The sequence below is a fragment of the Desulfocurvus sp. DL1XJH-121 genome, assembly GCF_054819825.1.
Map to the genome: position 1 here is coordinate 51042 of NZ_JBTVWW010000014.1, position 18370 is coordinate 69411.

At 56.8% G+C, this 18370-nt stretch carries 18 protein-coding genes; 6 read left to right on the top strand and 12 right to left on the bottom strand.

Going from position 1 to position 18370, the window contains the following annotated elements; all coding sequences use genetic code 11:
* Nucleotide 1: 1 nt before the first annotated feature.
* The 6 genes from ACYYG1_RS11060 to ACYYG1_RS11085 all read right to left on the bottom strand — a co-directional run bounded on the left by ACYYG1_RS11060 (nt 2) and on the right by ACYYG1_RS11085 (nt 2265).
* Nucleotides 2-328, bottom strand: a complete 327-nt coding sequence (locus ACYYG1_RS11060; protein WP_461210369.1) for a helix-turn-helix domain-containing protein — start codon at nt 326-328, stop codon at nt 2-4.
* Nucleotides 325-573: a hypothetical protein gene (locus ACYYG1_RS11065; RefSeq protein WP_461210370.1), complete on the bottom strand. Its 249-nt coding sequence runs from the start codon at nt 571-573 to the stop codon at nt 325-327. The genes ACYYG1_RS11060 and ACYYG1_RS11065 overlap by 4 nt, the downstream gene beginning before the upstream one ends.
* Before the next feature lie 210 nt (nt 574-783).
* Nucleotides 784-1041 (bottom strand): hypothetical protein, encoded by a 258-nt coding sequence (locus ACYYG1_RS11070; protein ID WP_461210371.1) that lies wholly within the window; start codon nt 1039-1041, stop codon nt 784-786.
* A gap of 121 nt (nt 1042-1162) precedes the next feature.
* The gene (locus tag ACYYG1_RS11075) at nt 1163-1384 is read right to left on the bottom strand and encodes a hypothetical protein (RefSeq protein WP_461210372.1); all 222 of its coding nucleotides are present in this window, start codon (nt 1382-1384) and stop codon (nt 1163-1165) included.
* A gap of 9 nt (nt 1385-1393) precedes the next feature.
* Nucleotides 1394-1624, bottom strand: coding sequence for a hypothetical protein (locus ACYYG1_RS11080; RefSeq protein WP_461210373.1), 231 nt, complete (start codon nt 1622-1624; stop codon nt 1394-1396).
* A gap of 176 nt (nt 1625-1800) precedes the next feature.
* Complete coding sequence (locus ACYYG1_RS11085; RefSeq protein WP_461210374.1) at nt 1801-2265, bottom strand: phage regulatory CII family protein; 465 nt, start codon at nt 2263-2265, stop codon at nt 1801-1803.
* A gap of 470 nt (nt 2266-2735) precedes the next feature.
* Between ACYYG1_RS11085 and ACYYG1_RS11090 the strand changes: the two genes are divergently transcribed.
* The 6 genes from ACYYG1_RS11090 to ACYYG1_RS11115 all read left to right on the top strand — a co-directional run bounded on the left by ACYYG1_RS11090 (nt 2736) and on the right by ACYYG1_RS11115 (nt 13946).
* Nucleotides 2736-3137 (top strand): helix-turn-helix domain-containing protein, encoded by a 402-nt coding sequence (locus ACYYG1_RS11090; protein ID WP_461210375.1) that lies wholly within the window; start codon nt 2736-2738, stop codon nt 3135-3137.
* 517 nt (nt 3138-3654) lie between these two features.
* Nucleotides 3655-6939, top strand: coding sequence for an SNF2-related protein (locus ACYYG1_RS11095; RefSeq protein ID WP_461210376.1), 3285 nt, complete (start codon nt 3655-3657; stop codon nt 6937-6939).
* Nucleotides 6940-6944: 5 nt separating this feature from the next.
* Nucleotides 6945-7610 (top strand): DUF4391 domain-containing protein, encoded by a 666-nt coding sequence (locus ACYYG1_RS11100; RefSeq protein WP_461210377.1) that lies wholly within the window; start codon nt 6945-6947, stop codon nt 7608-7610.
* A 32-nt stretch (nt 7611-7642) separates the two neighbouring features.
* Nucleotides 7643-9754, top strand: a complete 2112-nt coding sequence (locus ACYYG1_RS11105) for a site-specific DNA-methyltransferase (protein WP_461210378.1) — start codon at nt 7643-7645, stop codon at nt 9752-9754.
* 11 nt (nt 9755-9765) lie between these two features.
* Nucleotides 9766-12837, top strand: coding sequence for a type III restriction-modification system endonuclease (locus ACYYG1_RS11110; RefSeq protein WP_461210379.1), 3072 nt, complete (start codon nt 9766-9768; stop codon nt 12835-12837).
* A gap of 74 nt (nt 12838-12911) precedes the next feature.
* Nucleotides 12912-13946 carry a restriction endonuclease gene (locus ACYYG1_RS11115; RefSeq protein WP_461210380.1) on the top strand — a complete coding sequence of 345 codons (1035 nt, stop codon included), beginning with the start codon at nt 12912-12914 and terminating at the stop codon, nt 13944-13946.
* A 69-nt stretch (nt 13947-14015) separates the two neighbouring features.
* Here ACYYG1_RS11115 and ACYYG1_RS11120 read toward each other — a convergent pair whose 3' ends face one another.
* From ACYYG1_RS11120 to ACYYG1_RS11145, 6 genes are all read right to left on the bottom strand, one after another.
* A complete protein-coding gene (locus ACYYG1_RS11120; protein ID WP_461210381.1) occupies nt 14016-15005 on the bottom strand; it encodes a contractile injection system protein, VgrG/Pvc8 family in 990 nt (329 codons plus the stop codon).
* Nucleotides 15006-15008: 3 nt separating this feature from the next.
* Nucleotides 15009-15215 carry a tail protein X gene (locus tag ACYYG1_RS11125; protein ID WP_461210382.1) on the bottom strand — a complete coding sequence of 69 codons (207 nt, stop codon included), beginning with the start codon at nt 15213-15215 and terminating at the stop codon, nt 15009-15011.
* Nucleotides 15216-15218: 3 nt separating this feature from the next.
* On the bottom strand, nt 15219-15596 hold the full coding sequence (locus tag ACYYG1_RS11130; RefSeq protein ID WP_461210383.1) for a phage tail protein: 378 nt from the start codon (nt 15594-15596) through the stop codon (nt 15219-15221).
* Nucleotides 15597-15611: 15 nt separating this feature from the next.
* The gene (locus tag ACYYG1_RS11135; RefSeq protein ID WP_461210384.1) at nt 15612-17468 is read right to left on the bottom strand and encodes a phage tail tape measure protein; all 1857 of its coding nucleotides are present in this window, start codon (nt 17466-17468) and stop codon (nt 15612-15614) included.
* A 134-nt stretch (nt 17469-17602) separates the two neighbouring features.
* Entirely contained in the window at nt 17603-17848 is a 246-nt protein-coding gene (locus ACYYG1_RS11140; protein WP_461210385.1) for a phage tail assembly protein, read from the bottom strand.
* Between the two features lie 9 nt (nt 17849-17857).
* Nucleotides 17858-18364 carry a phage major tail tube protein gene (locus ACYYG1_RS11145; RefSeq protein ID WP_461210386.1) on the bottom strand — a complete coding sequence of 169 codons (507 nt, stop codon included), beginning with the start codon at nt 18362-18364 and terminating at the stop codon, nt 17858-17860.
* Nucleotides 18365-18370 lie beyond the last annotated feature (6 nt).

The window sequence follows — 18370 nt, forward strand, 5'->3', positions numbered from 1 at the left end:
CCTAGAGCAGCCCATCGTCGTCCACCGTCAGGACAGCCTGCTTCACGAAGAAGTTGTCCAGGGCCGCACGCGGATAGAGCACCTGCTTGCCGTGGCGCGTGTAGCGGGGCCCGCGCCCCTCCTTGCGCCACAGCTCCAGGGTCCGCCTGGGCACGCCGTAGAGCTCGGCCACCTCCTGCGAGGTGAAGGCCTGGCGATGCCGGTACGGATCCTCGGCCTCGCGCACGAACACGATCTGCCCGTTCTCCGCCAGGGCCGACAAAGCGTCCTGGATCGCCGCCGTGGCGATGTCCCGGAATCCCCTGCCCAGAAAATCCTCGCCGCTCATTTCGTTCCCTCCATCTGTTCGTCGTCCGCCGCCAGAACGCCCGGCAGCACAGTCTGGAATCCCTCGGGTACGCGCACAGCCCGGACGTCGTCGCCGCGGAAGGTCCGCAGATGGTCCGGCCGCACGCGCCCGTGCACATGCTGAAATCCTATCCAGAAGCCCCGCGAGTCGTGGCGGTGAACCCGCACCACCACGGGCAGATGCCTGCCGCGCTGCATCACGATGTCCATGCCTGGCCGCAGCATCTCAGAACTCCCCGCTCCCCTGACCAGGACGCGGCGTATCGCTTTCCGAGGCATCCGCACTGCGGGCAGCCTCGTATCGGTCGCACTGTTCGGGCATGGTCCAGGAGTCCACCACCACGCCACGCGCCCGGCAATCTGCCTCCTCCATGGGATGCGCGAACAGATGGCGCCAGGGGCCGCGATGGGCGCAGGTCTCGCACAGGCCGGGCTTCATGACCGCCCTCCCCCACCGCAAAGATTTTCCAGGGTCTCCAGCTCGGCGGTCAGAAGCTCCGCGCGGCGGCGCAAGGACACGGCCTCGGCGGCATCGCCCGAGAACCGCCGCAGGGCGTTGCTCAGGCCCAGCGCAGCCATGGAGGCGCACAAGGCAACGGCTTGGCGCTCCCGCTCGGCAATGCCGGGATCCAAGGCCCGCCTTGCGCCTTCCAGGGCGCGCACGATCCCGGGGGAAACAGCGGAGCCGTTCATCGTCCCCCCCTCCCCAGCATCCGGCGAAGCACCAGGACCAGCGCGTAGGCCAGCGCCGCAGCCGTCCACAGGCCCCAGGCGAACACGCCCAACGCCACCAGGTCCGCCACCGCCGCGCCGCTCATCCCCGCAGCCTCCGCAGGACTAGGCCCCGGTAGCCGCAAGAATCCAGGTCCGTCAGCAGTTCCCTGAACGAGGACAGGCCGGGCTCCATGACCAGGCGGCGCGTCACCACGCGGCCTTCCCGGTCCTCCGCCACCAGCTCCACGCGCACGGGCCAGACTGCGCCCGCAGGCGCGGCAGGAACCGGGGGAGCAATGCGTCCTTCCGCATCCGCCAGCATGACGGCCTCCTACCTGTCCCCTGCGGGGAGCTGACGTTCGCGCCAATCCGCGCCCGTGGACGCGGAGACCGGGCCCCGCGAAACCTCGCAGCGAACCCGGCGCCCGACCATCTCCAGCATGGCCAGGGCCGCGGTCGCGCCGGAGACGTCCTCCGGACGGCAGACGCACCGGCCACGCAGATCGAGCACGGCCTGCTTCATCCCGCGCAGGGCCTCGTCGAATCCATCGAGTGCATTCATGGCTTCCTCCGTGGTGGTTGCGGGGGCGGAGCCGGAACGGCCCGCGCCCCCTGTTGTGGAGGTGACGAAAATTCGTCGCACCGGGGGATGCGGGGAGACCAAGCCGCGGCAAGACAGCCCGGCCTCCCCGCCCAGGATGGGGGACACTCCCCGGGTACGGCGAAGAAAGGCGAACATCAGTTCCGCTCCGCATCGCGCACGGCGTGCAGCCCGGAGAGAGCCGCCGTGGCCTCCTCGATGACGTCGTAGAGCTCGCGGATGAGCCTGCGCGCCTCGTCGGGACTGACCCTGCCGTCGGCCACGCTGCGCTCGCCGATGCGGGCCACGTCGCCCAGCTCGCGAAACATGCGCCCCATGGACAGCACCAGCGCGGCGGCGTCCATGGGCTCCGGATCGAACAGCAGGCCGCCCTGGCGCACCTGGGAATGCAGCCAGTCCAGGAGCAGCGTGTTGCCGCAGGCCACGCAGAAGCGGGCGATGGTCGGCAGGCTTGGCCAGTAGTTCTCGGTGGAGAAGATGCGGTTAGCGTTGGACGCGGCCCAGCCCACCTCCGCGGCGATCTCGTCCCGCGTCTTGCCGGACTTGGTCACGGAAAGCTGGATGGCGTCGTACAGACTCAGCTTGTCGAGCTTCAGGGTCATGATGCAATTTCCTCCCGTTTCTCATGTTGTCGGTGCGCCAAAATGCGGCCACACAGATAGACGCACAAACGCGTCAAGCCGCCGGATGCGTCGTCGAGGGCTTGGGGCCGCGCTTGCCCTCCGAAGGCTCTGGCAGCAGATCCCGTGGAACACCGGCGGCCACGAGCCGCTCGATGCGTTCCCTGGGAGCCCTGCTCCCGGATATGATCATGGACATCATCTGAGGACTGACCCCTGCGGCCTGCGCCAAAGCCCGCGCCTCGATGCCGAACTTGACCATCCAGGCCTTGAGCCGCGCTTGACGCGTGGGTTTTCGGGGGTGTAACGATTCACTACATTTCCTAATCTCGTCACTCATTTCCGTATCTCCGAGATTGGGGGAATTTGGGATTCACCCGGTTGCTGAGTGAACCACTAAATCAAAAACTCAAACTCAGTCAACGTTTTTCGTTGATCAGGTATTATTTTTTATGGGAGCTGGCGATTTTAGACAAAGGCTACAGGATGTTATCCATGAGCTCAGGGTTGAGCATCAGGATTTCGCACGCGCAGGCGGGATCACGAAGGCAACCTTGTCCGGCTACATCCAAAATGATCGCCAACCCAAGGTCGATACCCTCGCGAGATGGATCACGGCCTACGAGATCAATGCCGATTGGCTGATCACCGGCCGAGGGCCCATGTTTGGCAAGGAATCCACAGAAAATACGGGGCCGCAAACGTTGCCCGGCAAGGAACTTGCCGAAATCAAATTTGCGCTCCAGGAAATCGGAGCAAGCGAAGAAGAAATCAGACTGGCATTGCTTGACTATGTCAGAGGTGGCCGAAGCTCCCGGGACTCCCCCACCGGCACCGACGACGACTCGCGTTGATACCCGGTCATGCAAGAGGCGACGGCAAACCAAGAGGCAAGCTGAAGCCTCTTTTTTAGGGCGTCACGATACAGCAAAACTATACATACAACTCAATAAAGCGACGATATTAAGAAATACATTCTAACATTTAAGATATGTAAATGCGCGCAGCCGTACTTTTCTTGCCCTCTCCCTCGCCCATTCATCAACAAAGGAAAAAACTGAATAAAACTGAAGCAGGCCAGAACTTTCCGCACCATGCACCATGCGAAATTTAAAAAAAGAAATACCAGATGGGGGCCTTTTTAGACTTTTCTCATGGCAACCTGACATTCAAGAATATCAGAATTAAACGAGCATAACGCCGATCGAGAAACAAATAAAACCTGTCCCCATTGTTGACGTTTTAAGTGCCCAAGGTGTAGCAATTAACCAATTAACAATGCGAAAGACATCTAAAATTGGCAAGCAACAGCCAGCCCCTTAGTTAGCAAACAATATATTTTTAAAAATAACACATCAGGTAGAACGCAATATGGAAATCATCGACAACACAAACCGATTGTTAGGCGATGATATCAAGTCATCAATTGCAAAGAATTCAAAGCTCAAAATAGCAGCATCGTGCTTTTCTATATACGCTTATGAAGCCATGAAATCTGAACTCGGGAAAATAGAGAGTTTAGAATTCATATTTACTGCACCGACATTCACCCCGGATGAAGTGACGGATAAAGCAAGAAAAGAAAGGCGAGAATTTTATATACCGAAGCTCAATAGAGAAATGAGCCTTTATGGCTCAGAATTTGAGATTCATTTACGCAACAAGTTAACACAAAGGTCCATCGCAAGGGAATGTGCAAAATGGATACGAGCAAAAGGCACATTCAAATCAAACACGACATGCGCTCCAATGCAGCAATTTGCATGCATTCAATCTAAAGAAACAGACATTGTCTACACACCTTTGCAAGGATTAACCGCTGTTGACCTTGGGTATCAGCACGGCAATGCACTTTCAAACATCGTCAATAAAATTAACGAGGCAACCCACACCAAAACATATATCGATTTATTTGACCAAATCTGGAACGACAAATCTAAACTTAGCGACGTCACTTCTTTAATCTGCGATTACATCGACTCTGTATACAAAGAGAACTCACCAGAGCGAATTTACTTCTTTATCCTTTACAATATTTTCAAAGAATTTCTGGAAGATATCAACGAAGACATCCTCCCCAATGACCGAACTGGATATCTCGACACACTCGTTTGGAAAAAACTTTTCAACTACCAAAGAGATGCGGCTGTTGGAATCATCAATAAGCTGGAAACATATAATGGATGTATACTCGCTGATAGCGTCGGGTTAGGCAAAACTTTCACTGCGTTAGCTGTCATTAAATATTATGAATTAAGAAACAAATCCGTCCTCGTGCTTTGCCCAAAGAAACTTGCTGACAACTGGCTCAACTACAACAGCAATCTAACTACAAATATTTTCATCAAAGACAGATTCAGCTACGATGTCTTATGCCATACAGATCTCTCCCGCACGACGGGAGAGTCGTTTGGTCTGCCATTAAATCGCATCAACTGGGGAAACTATGACCTGGTTGTCATCGATGAATCCCACAATTTTCGCAACAATGAGGCCGTCAAAGACAGAGAGACTCGTTACCAAAAACTCATGAACCAGGTGATCCGGCAAGGCGTGAAAACAAAAGTGCTCATGCTCTCGGCAACACCGGTCAACAACCGCTTCAACGACCTTCGCAATCAGCTTGCCCTGGCCTATGAAGGAGATTCAGAAGCCCTCAGCAAAAAGCTACGCGTCGGAAAATCCATCGAAGAAATTTTCCGCAATGCCCAAACCGTATTCAACCAATGGTCAAAGCTCCCTCCAGAAGAACGCACAGTTCAAGCAATCCTGCAGGCCTTAGACTTCGACTTTTTCGAACTACTGGACAGCGTGACCATCGCCCGCTCGCGGAAGCACATCCAAACTTTTTATGACACTAAGGATATCGGACAATTCCCCGAACGGCTCAAACCACTTTCATTCCGTGCGCCCCTGACCCAACGCACGGACGTTCTGGGGTTCAACGACATCTTCGAGCATCTTTCTCGTCTTAAGCTCGCTGTTTATGCCCCCCTAAGTTATGTCCTGCCCAGCCGTCTCAAAAACTATGAGGACCTATACGACACCAAGGTCGATGGCGGCGCCCGCAGACTTCGCCATGCCGACCGAGAGCGAAGCCTTCAGGCCCTCATGACGACCAATCTGCTAAAACGCCTTGAAAGCTCGGTGGAAGCGTTCCGGCTCACCTTGCGATGCCTGCACGGCAACAATTCGCGAACGCTTAACACTATCGAATCATTCAAAAGCTCGGGAAAAAACGGAAGCATCTCGGATTGGACCGAACGCCTCGACTCTCTGGAGGCGGACGATGATGACATCTTCACAGACTCCAACGAGTCCGCCCCCACCGAAATTGGGACAAAGGTAAAAATCCGTCTGGCGGATATGGATCTCCCGTCTTGGGAGTACGACCTCAAGGCAGACCTTGCCATTATCGAGGTCCTTCTTGATTCCATGGCCAAAGTCACGCCTGAGCATGACGCCAAACTCCAGCACCTAAAAAAACTTATTGAAGACAAAATCGATCACCCCATCAATCCGGGGAATAAAAAAATTCTGCTTTTCACGGCTTTTGGCGATACAGCCAATTATCTCTATGACAATCTGGCCCAAGATCTTCTGACGGCGAAAGGCATCCATACCGGCGAGGTCACAGGCGGAAACGGTTCCAAAACCACCATAGAAAAGAGCTACGATTTCCAGTCAATTCTGACATTGTTTTCGCCTCGTTCCAAAGAGAAGGCTTTGGTGCTCCCAAAGGAACTTCACGAACTGAATCTCCTCATCGGAACGGACTGCATTTCCGAAGGACAAAACCTCCAGGACTGCGATTACCTTATCAACTACGATATTCATTGGAACCCCGTCCGGATCATCCAACGCTTTGGCCGAATAGACCGCATCGGCTCCGTCAACAAAACAATCCAGTTGGTGAACTACTGGCCCGACATCTCCTTGGACGAATACATCAACCTCAAGGAACGTGTCGAAAATCGCATGGTGATCGCCGACGTTACCGCCACCGGCGACGACAACCTCCTCAATACGAAAGCCAGCGAGGCGTCATATCGCAAGGAACAACTCCACCGCCTGCAAAATGAGGTGCTTGAGCTTGAGGATTTAAAAACCGGCGTTTCCATCACCGACCTGGGGCTCAATGACTTTCGCATGGACCTGCTCAATTACGTAAAGGAAGGCGGAGACCTCTCCCTCGTCCCCAACGGAATGCACGCCGTCGTTCCGCCTCAACCGGAACTCGGCCTGCCCCCCGGGGTCATATTCGCCCTGCGCAACAGGAACCAAGGCGTCAATATCAACCAACAAAACAGGCTCCATCCTTACTACCTGGTCTACATAGCCAACGACGGCCAAATCGTCGCAGGGCATACCGAAACAAAGAAGCTGCTCGACCTCATCCGCACGAGCTGCAAAGGCCAGGTGGAACCGATCACCTTCCTCTGCCGTCAGTTCAACCAACAAACCGACGACGGAAAAAACATGAAGGAATGCTCAGCGCTGCTGAGCGCCGCCATCAAGTCGATGATCGAGGTCAAGGAAGAAAGGGACCTGGACAGCCTCTTCACCCCAGGAAAGACCACGGCCCTTGTCCATCCCATCGCCGGGCTCGACGACTTCGAACTCCTGGCGTTCCTTGTGGTGCAACCCAACCAATGACGGCCATGCTGTTCGAATACCCCCAAAGCGCGGCGTTCGGGCGCGTGCTGCCCAAGAGCAAAATCTACGAGAACGCAAACCCGACCTCCGCCATCAAGGAGCTCTTTGTCCGACAGGTGGAGCAGATCGTCTGGGAATACAAACTCGCCACAGAAACGATCAACCTGGAGCACTCCAAGGACGTTCCTGAAATCCAGGTGTTCCACATTGCCCTAAAAACCGGCGAGCTCAAACGCGACGTGCTGTGTTGCATAGACAAGGCAATCCCCAAACCGTTGCTGTTCGAATTGCACTACGCAGGCCAGATTAGACCGATGGCGGCCTATAAACGCCCTAGCGACGCGGACAAATCTTCCTGGGTCGTCGGCGAGCTTTTCGAAGGGCCCTGGATGCCGGACACTACCCCGCGCAGCCCACTTCCTCTTGCACTTAGCTTGGACGCACTGTACGCAAAACTCCTAATGCCGCTCATGCCCTTTCCGGCCCAGCCAGGCGAGGAGCTACGCCCCCTGGCCGAACGTATGGAAAGAGCCTTGGTGACCCAACGGGAAATCGAAAAATGCGAAGCTCGCTTACAAAAAGAACGGCAATTCAACCGTAAGGTTGCGATCAATGCCGAGCTGCGCGATTTGAAGCAAACACTTGAAAATCTGACCAGCCTGTGCCCGTAAGGCGAAATGGCAGTCTCATCCTAAGGGGCAATATGATGGAAAAGATGAAGATGCACTCCCCGAATCTGACCCAAGAGAACATTGCTCGCATTCGTGAGTTGTTCCCTGATTGTGTGACCGAAGCCCAGGGTGAAGACGGCAAATTGCAACTGGCGGTAGATTTTGACCAACTGAAGCAGGAACTGTCCGACTCCATCGTGGAAGGCCCACAGGAACGCTACCAACTCAACTGGCCGGGCAAACGCGAGGCGCTCCTCACCGCAAACGCCCCCATCGCCAAGACTCTGCGCCCTTGCAGAGAAGAGAGCGTAAACTTCGACACCACCAAGAACCTGTTCATCGAAGGTGACAACCTGGACGCCTTGAAACTCCTCCAGGAGACCTACCTCGGCAAGATCAAGCTGATCTACATTGATCCGCCGTATAACACGGGCAAGGACTTCATTTACAAAGACAATTTTACAACATCCAAAAAAGAATTTGAAATAGCCACTGGCGAACGGACTGAAGAAGGGGGAAGACTTGTCAGCAATCCGGAAAGCCGGGGGCGTTTCCATTCTGACTGGCTTACAATGATCTATCCACGACTCTCTATTGCCAAACGCCTTCTGAGCGACACCGGTCTCATCTTTCTCAGTATTGATGATGCTGAACAGGCGTCTTTGCGAAAAATCTGCGACCAGATTTTTGGGGAACAAAATTTTGTAGCACAGCTTATCTGGGAAAAAGGACGAAAGAACGACGCAAAATTCTTTTCTGTTGGGCATGAATACATGCTTGTCTATGCACGAAATGTTGCAAGTCTCAGGGAGAGAGGAGAGACTTGGCGCGAGGAAAAACCAGGGGCCAGGGATATTTGGGAGGAGTTCATACGACTCAAAAATATCCATGGTGAAAATTATCATGCTATTGAAACAGATCTAAGCCAGTGGTTCTCCGATTTACCTAAAAGTCATCCCGCAAAGAAGTGGGCAAGATACAAACGAGTGGATCAATTTGGCCCATGGCGAGATCGAGATATTTCTTGGCCTGGCGGAGACGGGCCAAGATACGAAGTTATTCACCCCGTGACGAAACGCCCCTGTGCAATTCCTGAGGCAGGCTGGAGATACGCATCTTCAGAGGAAATGCAACGTCAGATAAAACTTGGCTTAGTCGAATTTCGTGAGGACCACACTGAGCCCCCCTTTCGCAAAGCCCATATTCGACCGATCCCTACAGAAAATCAGGTAGACATAGAAGAAGAGGCCTACGACGATACTAATGAAAGTGGCAATGACATCGAATTTGCTTCCCAAGTCAGAGGATCATATTTTTACAAGCAATCTCAAGTTGCCGTTAAGTATTTGCGCAATTTAATGGGAGCAAAGGTATTCAACAACCCCAAAGACCATGAAGAGATTGCCCGCTTAATAGAATATGTAACGCCCTTTGATAGCGATTCCATCATAATGGATTTTTTTGCTGGATCATCAAGTACAGCTGAAGCTGTTTTTAAAGCGAATGCTTCCTGTGGCGCAAACCATAGGTTTATCATGGTCCAATTACCTGAGTCTCTTGAAGACGCCGTAAAAACGACATCTGGCACCGCAAAAAATACTGCTCAGGCTGCTATTAAAATGCTTTCTAAGTCTGGAAGACCTCTTTCCCTCTCTGAAATATCTAAAGAGCGCATCAGGCTTGCGGGATTAAAATCATTAGAAAACAACGGACATACAGGCTGGAACGAAGATATTGGCTTTCGCGTACTTAAAATTGACTCGTCCAACATGGCCAACATCTACTACACTCCTGACAACGTCGAACAAAGCCAGTTAGAACTCTTCACCGACAATATAAAACCAGACCGCATACCAGAGGATTTACTCTTCCAGGTCCTGTTAGACTGGGGCGTGGACCTTTCGTTGCCGATCAAAAAAGAAAACATCCAGGGCAAGACCGTCTTCTTTGTCAACGAACCTCCCTACGATCTTGTCGCCTGCTTCGATACCAGCGTAAGTGAAGACCTAGTCAAAGAGCTGGCTCAATTTAGTCCCCTGCGGATCGTATTCCGCGATAGTGGGTTCACCTCCGACGCGGTCAAAATCAACGTGGAGCAGATTTTCAAGCAGATGTCTCCCGCTACTGAAGTCCGGTCCATCTAGGGGAGATTGCCATGAAACTAAAATTTAAAGTTCACCCTTATCAGACTGCCGCTGTTGAATCTGTGGTCGACTGCCTGGCAGGACAGGCGAACGCCACTAGCATCAGATACCGGGTCGACCCAGGCCGAGGGAAACGGATAGCTCCTGGACAATACGAGCAGAGGTTGGATGAGACTTCCGGGTTCAAAAACGTAGATATCCAGCTGAGTGAAGCCCAACTTCTCGCCAACATCAAAAACGTGCAACAACGGCAAAACCTGCCTTTGTCCGACGCACTGGTGCCCAGCGCCGGTTGCAAGCTAAACCTCGACATTGAGATGGAAACCGGAACCGGCAAAACATACTGCTACATCAAGACGATTTTTGAGATGAACAAGCGATATGGCTGGACCAAGTTCATCGTCATGGTGCCCAGCATCGCAATCCGTGAAGGTGTGCTTAAATCCTTAGAGATAACCGCCGAGCATTTCGTCGAGAGCTATGGCAAGAAGGCCCGCTTTTTTGCCTACAACTCCAAGCAACTGCACCAGCTTGAAGGGTTCTCCTCTGGCTCAGGCATTAACGTCATGGTCATCAATATCCAGGCCTTCAATGCAGCAGGTAAGGACAACCGCCGCATTTACGAAGAGCTGGATGATTTCCAGTCGCGCCGCCCCATCGATGTGATCAGCAGCAACCGCCCTATCCTGATCCTGGATGAGCCACAGAAGATGGAAGGACCAAGTACGCTAAGAGCCTTAGCTAAGTTCAATCCACTGATAATTCTGCGTTATTCAGCCACGCACAAGACGATCCACAACAAGATTCATCGCCTTGACGCCTTGGACGCCTACAACCAAAAACTGGTCAAAAAGATCGCGGTCCGCGGCATCACGGTTAAAGGATTAGCAGGAACCAACGCCTATCTCTTCCTCGAATCCATTGAGATATCCAAACAGGCGCCAATTGCACGGATCGAAATGGAGGTCCGTCAGGCGAGTGGGATCAAACGGGTCATCAAACGCCTGGAGCATGGCAGGGACCTGTCCACAGAATCCAATGGATTGAATCAATATCAAGGGTTCACCATCTCGCAAATCGACGCCTACAACGACACGGTAGAATTCACCAACGGCCAGGTCCTTCACGCAGGCGACGCCACCGGCGACGTGACCGAAGAGACCCTTCGGAGAATACAGATCCGCGAGACAATCAAGGCCCACTTTGAAAAAGAAAAGAACCTTTTCAGCCAGGGCATCAAAGTGCTGTCTCTGTTCTTCATCGATGAGGTGGTCAAATACCGTGACTACAGCCAGCCCGACGAGCAAGGCGAGTACGCACGGATATTCGAAGAGGAATACGAGCTTGCAAAAGCGGAGCACCTGCAGGGACTCGCCCCCGAGTGCAAGGCTTACCGGGAATATCTTGAGGGGATCGACACCAGGCGCACTCACGACGGCTACTTCGCCATCGACAAGAAGACCAAGCGCCTCACTGATCCGAGCTTCAAGGTGCGTGGCGAGAACGCTGGATTATCCGACGATATCGATGCTTATGATCTGATCCTAAAGAACAAAGAACGGCTCTTGTCCTTTGCGGAGCCGGTCCGTTTCATCTTCTCCCACTCGGCCCTGCGCGAAGGCTGGGACAACCCGAACGTCTTCGTCATGTGCATGCTCAAGCACAGCGACAACACCATCTCCAGGCGTCAAGAGGTTGGGCGCGGCCTGCGACTCTGCGTCAATCAGCAGGGAGATCGGATGGACAACCCCGCGACGGTCCATACCCTCAACGTCCTGACTGTCGTAGCCAGTGAAAGCTATAAGGACTTCGTGGGGAACCTTCAGAAAGAACTCAGCGAATCCTTGTCCGCCCGTCCTCGCAAGGCCGACGAAGCCTATTTCACCGGCAAGGTTATCGTCACTGCCACGGGGAAATTGACCATCTCCCCCGCAATGGCCAAGCAGATATATCGATACCTGATCAAGAACGACTATACGGATGATGCCGACCAGATTACGCAAGCATATCACGACGACAAGGAAAACGGGACCATTGCCGAGCTTCCTGCAGAACTAGCGCCTCATGCAGATCAGATTTTAAGCCTGATCGACGGCGTGTTCAGTGAAGCCCAGATGCCGGACATGATGGATGGACGCAGCCCCAAGACCAACCCTCTGAATGAGAACTTTGAGAAAAAAGAATTCCAAGAACTTTGGCGGCGTATCAACAGAAAAGCCGTATACCGCGTTGAATTCGACTCCAAAGAACTCATCAGTCATAGCATCCAGGCCTTGGACAAAGAACTCCAAGTCTCACCTCTGCTTTACACGATCCATGGAGGGGCTCAAGGGGACCAGATTACCGAAGAAGAACTGAAGCGTGGTGAGGGTTTCAAACTAGAAGAAACCAAAACCGAGACGCATAACGGCTCCATTCACTCCATGGTCACATACGACCTCCTTGGAAAGATCTCAGAGAACACACAGCTGACGCGACAGACCATCGCTGCAATTCTCAGTGGCATCCAGGCAGAAGTTTTCAAAAAATTCCAGCAAAACCCGGAACAATTCATTGCTGAGGCTTCACGGCTTATCAATGAACAAAAGGCAACGATCATTGTTCAACGGATGAGCTATGACAGCCTCGCCGAGACCTACGACGCAGGGATTTTCACAGCGGGGCAGAGCAGGCAGGACTTCACCAAAGCAAGTGATAAGCTCAAGCATCACATCTACGACTATGCGATCACAGACTCCAAAGGTGAAAGAGCCTTTGTAAAGGAACTGGACACATGCGACGAGGTGGTCGTGTACGCAAAGCTCCCGAGCGGCTTTTTAATCCCAACTCCTGTTGGAGATTACAATCCAGACTGGGCCATCTCCTTTAAGGAAGGCACGGTCAAACACGTATACTTTGTTGCTGAGACCAAAGGTTCCATGTCTAGTATGGAGCTTCGAACCACTGAGAAGACTAAAATTGAATGTGCCCGAAAATTTTTCGATCAAATCAATCAACAGATTAGTCCTGAGCATGTTAAATATGACGTCGTGGATAGCTTTGGGAAGCTCATGCAGGTCGTAGGAGTGCAAAAGCAACTGTAGGGAATTGTCCTACAGACCAAGAGCAGCCCAATAGAAAAACAATGAGCATTTGCAGCCCTCCATGGAGGTCCGTCATGACGATCTGGATGAACAGAGCCGGAAAATATGGGGAATATGAGCAGAGATTCCTCGATGACAACAGAATCTATTGCACATGGGATTATTTAAACACAGACCTGTCGCAGCTTGTGAATAGAGAAGGCCTACGATCCGTACTTTCAAACACATACCCCGACGCCCCTGACGGGAGAATCATTCAAAACAGCTCCCAAATCTGGGCGTTCGCTAAAGACATGAGCATCGGGGACTGGGTCGCCCTCCCTAGCAAGACATCCCCAGTGATTCATGTTGCGAAAATAAAAAGTGGATACCAATACGATGAACAAGCTGAAGACCCATTCTACCACTATCGGGAGGTAGAATGGTTCGCCATGGACATCCCACGGACCTCCTTCCCGCAAGACATCCTCTATTCCCTGGGGGCATTCTCCACAATTTGCAAGATCTCCAGGAACAACGCTGAAGAACGCATCAAAAGGATCGTCGAATCCGGTGGGGCGCCGGATTCGGGCATCCTCCTGCCCTCCTCCAACGGCAACGACGAAAGCGACATCCAAGCGCGCGACCTGGAACAATTTGCCAACGACAGCATCGCAGCCCTCATCAGCCAAAAATTCAGGGGCCACGACCTGACCAGGTTGGTAGAAGCAATCCTCATCGCCCAGGGCTTCAAGACCTACCGCAGCCCAGCAGGGCCCGACAAAGGCATAGATATCCTCGCTGCCGCAGGCCCCCTCGGCTTCGACGAACCCCGCATCTGCGTCCAGGTCAAGTCATCAGATACCCCTCTTGACCGCCCAGTCCTTGATCAACTGATAGGAGCAATGCACCAAGTAGGGGCGACTCGTGGTCTCCTCGTCTCGTGGGGAGGCTTCAAGCAAACCTACAACGCCGAAGAACGAACCCAATTTTTCAACGTCCGCCTTTGGGATTCCCAAAACATTCTTCAGGAATTATTCAAAGCCTACGACAAGTTGAATGAAGATATAAAATCAGAACTTCCTCTGAAAAAGATATGGACTGTTGCGTTGCCAGAAATTGACCAATAAGCACAAGCAGAAGACACATAGCAACCTTCGTTTGCTTGTTAAAAAAGGGGAGCAACTTTGACAGCCAAGTTACTCCTCTCCGTCAACATCGGTTCCATACCCTCGCCCGTCCAGCCGGTGCTCTGCCCGGCTGACTGTCCACGTTCCGCTCACTCCCTTGCGGAAGCCCACCAACTCAACGCGGCCCTCTACGCATAGGCCCGGATCGCCGGGCAGGCTCAGGGACAACTTCCGCTTGCCGCGCTGGAATTCGGCCAGTTTGGCCCGGGCGGCCTGCTGTGCGGCCTCCTGCGAGGGGAAGGCGTGGCGGATACGGAAGACAGGATCCCCCTCGCCCGCGCTCTCCTCCACGTCCTGGGCGGCAGCCACGTCGCGCCAGGAGGCCACCACGCGGCGGTAGTTTACGCGCCCGGAGATGCTCACGGACCAGCTCGTCACGTCCCCGGGCGTCAGGGTGATGGTCGGCAGGCTTTTGCCGCTGGCGGTCTTGCCCTCGCCCCGCTTCACGAAGACCAGCGACCCGCCGCCCACCTTGGCCACGGCGCCCATGTCCGAGGCCACGCGGGTCAGCAGGTTGATGTCGCTCTCGTCCACCTGATCCAGGTGCTGCAGGCTCCGGCTGGCCAATTCCTCCGATATGGCCGGGCTCAGCCCGTGCTCGGCGGCCAGGGTCCGCACCAGCGCGCCCGCCGTGCCCGGCGGCCAGGAACGCGTGCGCCGGGTCTGCAGCTCGCTGTAGGAACCGCTCTTCTCGAAAGGCGCTCCCCGCGCCGTGATCTTCATGGAGTCCGGCGGCCCGGCCAGGGTGATGCCGTCCACCACGAAAAGCCCCATGTAGCGCACAGTGGGCTCGTACCCCAGCCAGACGCGTAGCTCCGCACCCGTGGACGGCAGAAAGATGTGCGGAGGTGTGTCCGCCAGGGTCAGGGACAGAGCGTCGGACTGCATCCCGGCCTCGTCCGTGATGGAAAGGGAGACGAACCGTTCGCGGATGGCGGCGGTGATGTCATCGCCGTTGGCCACGATGCGGAAGGCGGGCCGGTGGGGCTTCTGCGGCATGGATCAGTCCCAGAGGCTGAGCCCCTGCTCGGGCTCCGGGTCGGACAGCTCGGGCAGGATCAGCACGGTTCCGGCGTCCAGCACGGGCCCCAGGTCCGCAAGGCCGGGATTCGCCTCCAGCACTGCCTCCACGACGCCCGTGGTGCGGCCGTAGTGTTCCATGCACACGGCGTCCAGCATGTCGCCGTCCCTGGTCAGATAGCGCGCCATGGCTCAGGCCTCCCCGTAGTAGCGCAGCCCGAGGGTGAACTCGATCCGGCGCGGCGTGCCGTCCGCGAAGAACACTTCGCGGGTCTCGGCCACGCTCGTCACCACCCACTGGCCGTGGATCTTCCCCAGGCCGTCGACGAGCAGGAGCGGCTCCCCTGCGGCCGCCATGGCCCGCATGTCGTCCACCTGGCCCAGGCCTCCGCGGAAATGCGGATAGACCACCCCGGGCAGGGACAGGGTGTCCTCGCCCGGGCCCAGGAACTGCAACGCGGCCTCGCGGCCATGGCGCTCCTGCACTGCCCAGCGGTAAGCCGTGGAGCGCTCCAGGCGCGAATACGCGGCGCCGTCCAGGGAGAACGCATACTTCCCGAGTCGCATCATGATCTTCTGCATGGTCTAGTCGTAGAGCGTGCCGCGCTTGGCCTCGCGCGCGCGGTCGTCCAGCCTGCGCATGACCTCGCGGGCCACCTCGTCGGCGGACTGGCCGGGCGCGGCATAGACGTTGATGTTGCCGACGGACTGCGAGACCTGGGCCCCGCCGCTGGACGCGGCCACGGGCAGGTCGGGGATGGACGGACCACCGGCCACGGCCGGGACAGCCGTGCCCATCCCGCCCCCGCCGGACGCTGCGGGCGATGAATCGTCGTCGCCGAAGACATTGAAGAACCGCCCCACGGCTCCCAGGAACCCGCCCTCGGCAAAGGATTTCTTGAGGTCGTCCCAGATGGTGATCAGACGCACCACGGCCAGGGTGATGCCGGTGATGACCAGGCCGATGGGGTTGGAGGCGAAGGCCACGGCAACGGCCTTGATGCCCGCGGCCAGCCCGGGCAGCCCGGCCGACACCAGCGGCCAGACGGCCGTGCCCGCCGCGTACAGGGCCCTGCCGAACTGGAACGCGCCCAGGGCGACCTTCCCGCCCAGGACCACGCCGAGGGCGACGGCCAGGTTGTCGAAGCCGCCCACGGCCGCCGCAACCCAGGAGACCACCGCGCCCACGCTCCGGAACACGGTGACCAGCCCCCTGCCGAAGGACACGACGGACGGCACCAGCCCGCGCACGGTGTCGCCGATCCGGGCGAAGCCGTCCCGGTTCTCGCGGATCCAGTCCGCCAGCTTCGGCCCCCACTCCTCCACCACCGGGGCCAGCGCCCCGCCCACGAGGCCGGAGACCTCCTGCGCGGCGGACGCCACCACGGTGGAAAACCGGGAGAAGGCCGTGTTGTAGGCCTGCGCCCCGGCGCGCCCCTCCTCAGAGAGCACATTCAGACGCTTCTGCCGGGCCAGGAGCTCGTCCACGCCCTCCTTGCGGCTGCGCAGGTAGCCGAAGAACTTGTTCGCCTCGCCGCCCATGAGGATGTCCGCCGCGGACACGGCTTGGGCATGGTCGTCCAGCCCTTTCACGGCCTCGGCCACTCGGCGGAACTGTTCCTCCGGCTTCAGGTCGCGCAGTTCCTCGAAGGTCAGCCCGAGAATCTGGAGGCTTTCGGTGACGGGGGTTATCTCCGCCAGCCCGGCGGACTCGCCGAGCTTGTTGTTCAGTTCCTCCATGAGATCGCCGACGTTGTCGGCCTCGAAGCCCATCTCCCGGGCGATGCCGCCCCAGGCCGCGAAGCCCTCGGAGGATACGCCCAGGGCCTGGGCCAGGGCGTCCTGCTGGGCCGTAAGCCTGTTGCTCATGGTCACGGCCGCGCCCACCGCGCCGACGGAGCCGCCCACGACCGCGGCGTAGCGCGTGGCGGCCCCGGCCATGTTGCGGAAGGCTCCGCCCACGCCAGCATCCAGCACGCCCTGCATGGCCTTGAGCCTGCGCTCGGCCGAGGCGGCTTCCCGCCCCAGACGGTCGAACTCCCCTTCCAGATCGCGGGTGTTGACCCCGGCCTTCTTCAACTCGTGGTTCAGTATGACCAGGCGGCCGCGCTGGCTGTTGTAGGCCTGCGCGGTCTTGTCCGCCTTGCGCCGGGCGCGTTCGAACTCGTCCTGCAGCTTCCTGGCGGGGTTGGCAGTCTCGGCCATCTGGCGCTCCAGACGCGCGGCCTCCTGCCGGGCGTCCAGCATCTCGCGCCGGGCGCGGGACAGGCCCCGCATGTCGAAGCCCGCGAACTCGTGCAGCTTGTCCTGCCGGGCGCGGATGTCGCGATAGCCCTCGGCCACGCCGGAGAGGTCGCCGCGCACGGCCCGGGCGGCCGAGGAGAACGAATCGCCCACCACGGCCTTGAACCGGACCACGGCGGAGAAGTTCTGTTGGGACATCTAGGTGCTCCTGGTTTTGGGAAGGTGCGAGAGCCAGGCGAGGAACTCCTCCACCTCCAGGGACAGGATCTCGGCGCGACTCCAGCCCGTGTACCAGGCCAGGGCCAGCACGCCGCGCCGGGCGTCGTCCTCCTTCAGGATAAAAAACCCGTATAGGCCACCTGCAGCTTGCGATAGTCCTTCATGTCCAACTCGCGCAGCACGTCGGGCGCGACCTCGCACAGGCTGGCGAACATGGCCAGCTCCCGCTCCATGTCGCTGCCGCCCTGCTTGTCCGCCGCGAGCATGTCGCCCACTCGCGGCCTGCGCATGGTGATCTGCCCGTACTCGTGGCCCTGATGCCGGACCGGATATTCCAAAGTGATGGTCTCCGCGTTCATGATGCCTCCTTAGATGCCGCAGGCCCTGCGGTGTTCCTCCAGGCGGTCCGTGCCGCCGATGATCCGCTTCATGCCCAGGACGTCGATCTCGTGCAGCACGTCGCCGTCCTGCTCGTATTTGTAGTAGACGAGGTCCACGGTATATTCGTCCGTGGGCTTCTCGCCCGCCTTCCATTCGCCGGGTTTGACGCTCACGATGCGCCCGCGCATGGACACGACCACGGGCGTCACCGTGCCGTCGGAGGACTCCAGCCCGCCGCGCGCGGTGACGGGGATCTCGCTGCCCTCCTTGCCGCCGAAGAGCTTCAGCAGGTCGGCGCACTTCTTGGTCAGGGTGAACGAGGTGGAAAGCTTCTCCATGCCCATGTCCAGGGAGATGGGCGCGTCCATGCCCGCGGCGCGGAACTCCTCGGTCTTGAGGGTCAGCTCGGGCAGCTTGAGCTGTTCCGCGTTGCCCACGTATCCGCGCCCGTCCACGAACAGGGCCCATTCCCTCAGGATGTTGTCGGCGGCCATGCGTTC

What these genes read in the sequence shown, in the direction of transcription:
- ACYYG1_RS11125 (WP_461210382.1), bottom strand. Translation starts at nt 15,215, where the DNA reads ATGGCGCGCTATCTGACCAGGGACGGCGACATGCTGGACGCCGTGTGC.
- ACYYG1_RS11085 (WP_461210374.1), bottom strand. Translation starts at nt 2,265, where the DNA reads ATGACCCTGAAGCTCGACAAGCTGAGTCTGTACGACGCCATCCAGCTT.
- ACYYG1_RS11145 (WP_461210386.1), bottom strand. Translation starts at nt 18,364, where the DNA reads ATGGCCGCCGACAACATCCTGAGGGAATGGGCCCTGTTCGTGGACGGG.
- ACYYG1_RS11140 (WP_461210385.1), bottom strand. Translation starts at nt 17,848, where the DNA reads ATGAACGCGGAGACCATCACTTTGGAATATCCGGTCCGGCATCAGGGC.
- ACYYG1_RS11070 (WP_461210371.1), bottom strand. Translation starts at nt 1,041, where the DNA reads ATGAACGGCTCCGCTGTTTCCCCCGGGATCGTGCGCGCCCTGGAAGGC.
- ACYYG1_RS11065 (WP_461210370.1), bottom strand. Translation starts at nt 573, where the DNA reads ATGCTGCGGCCAGGCATGGACATCGTGATGCAGCGCGGCAGGCATCTG.
- ACYYG1_RS11100 (WP_461210377.1), top strand. Translation starts at nt 6,945, where the DNA reads ATGCTGTTCGAATACCCCCAAAGCGCGGCGTTCGGGCGCGTGCTGCCC.
- ACYYG1_RS11060 (WP_461210369.1), bottom strand. Translation starts at nt 328, where the DNA reads ATGAGCGGCGAGGATTTTCTGGGCAGGGGATTCCGGGACATCGCCACG.
- ACYYG1_RS11105 (WP_461210378.1), top strand. Translation starts at nt 7,643, where the DNA reads ATGATGGAAAAGATGAAGATGCACTCCCCGAATCTGACCCAAGAGAAC.
- ACYYG1_RS11080 (WP_461210373.1), bottom strand. Translation starts at nt 1,624, where the DNA reads ATGAATGCACTCGATGGATTCGACGAGGCCCTGCGCGGGATGAAGCAG.
- ACYYG1_RS11095 (WP_461210376.1), top strand. Translation starts at nt 3,655, where the DNA reads ATGGAAATCATCGACAACACAAACCGATTGTTAGGCGATGATATCAAG.
- ACYYG1_RS11135 (WP_461210384.1), bottom strand. Translation starts at nt 17,468, where the DNA reads ATGTCCCAACAGAACTTCTCCGCCGTGGTCCGGTTCAAGGCCGTGGTG.
- ACYYG1_RS11110 (WP_461210379.1), top strand. Translation starts at nt 9,766, where the DNA reads ATGAAACTAAAATTTAAAGTTCACCCTTATCAGACTGCCGCTGTTGAA.
- ACYYG1_RS11115 (WP_461210380.1), top strand. Translation starts at nt 12,912, where the DNA reads ATGACGATCTGGATGAACAGAGCCGGAAAATATGGGGAATATGAGCAG.
- ACYYG1_RS11120 (WP_461210381.1), bottom strand. Translation starts at nt 15,005, where the DNA reads ATGCCGCAGAAGCCCCACCGGCCCGCCTTCCGCATCGTGGCCAACGGC.
- ACYYG1_RS11090 (WP_461210375.1), top strand. Translation starts at nt 2,736, where the DNA reads ATGGGAGCTGGCGATTTTAGACAAAGGCTACAGGATGTTATCCATGAG.
- ACYYG1_RS11130 (WP_461210383.1), bottom strand. Translation starts at nt 15,596, where the DNA reads ATGATGCGACTCGGGAAGTATGCGTTCTCCCTGGACGGCGCCGCGTAT.
- ACYYG1_RS11075 (WP_461210372.1), bottom strand. Translation starts at nt 1,384, where the DNA reads ATGCTGGCGGATGCGGAAGGACGCATTGCTCCCCCGGTTCCTGCCGCG.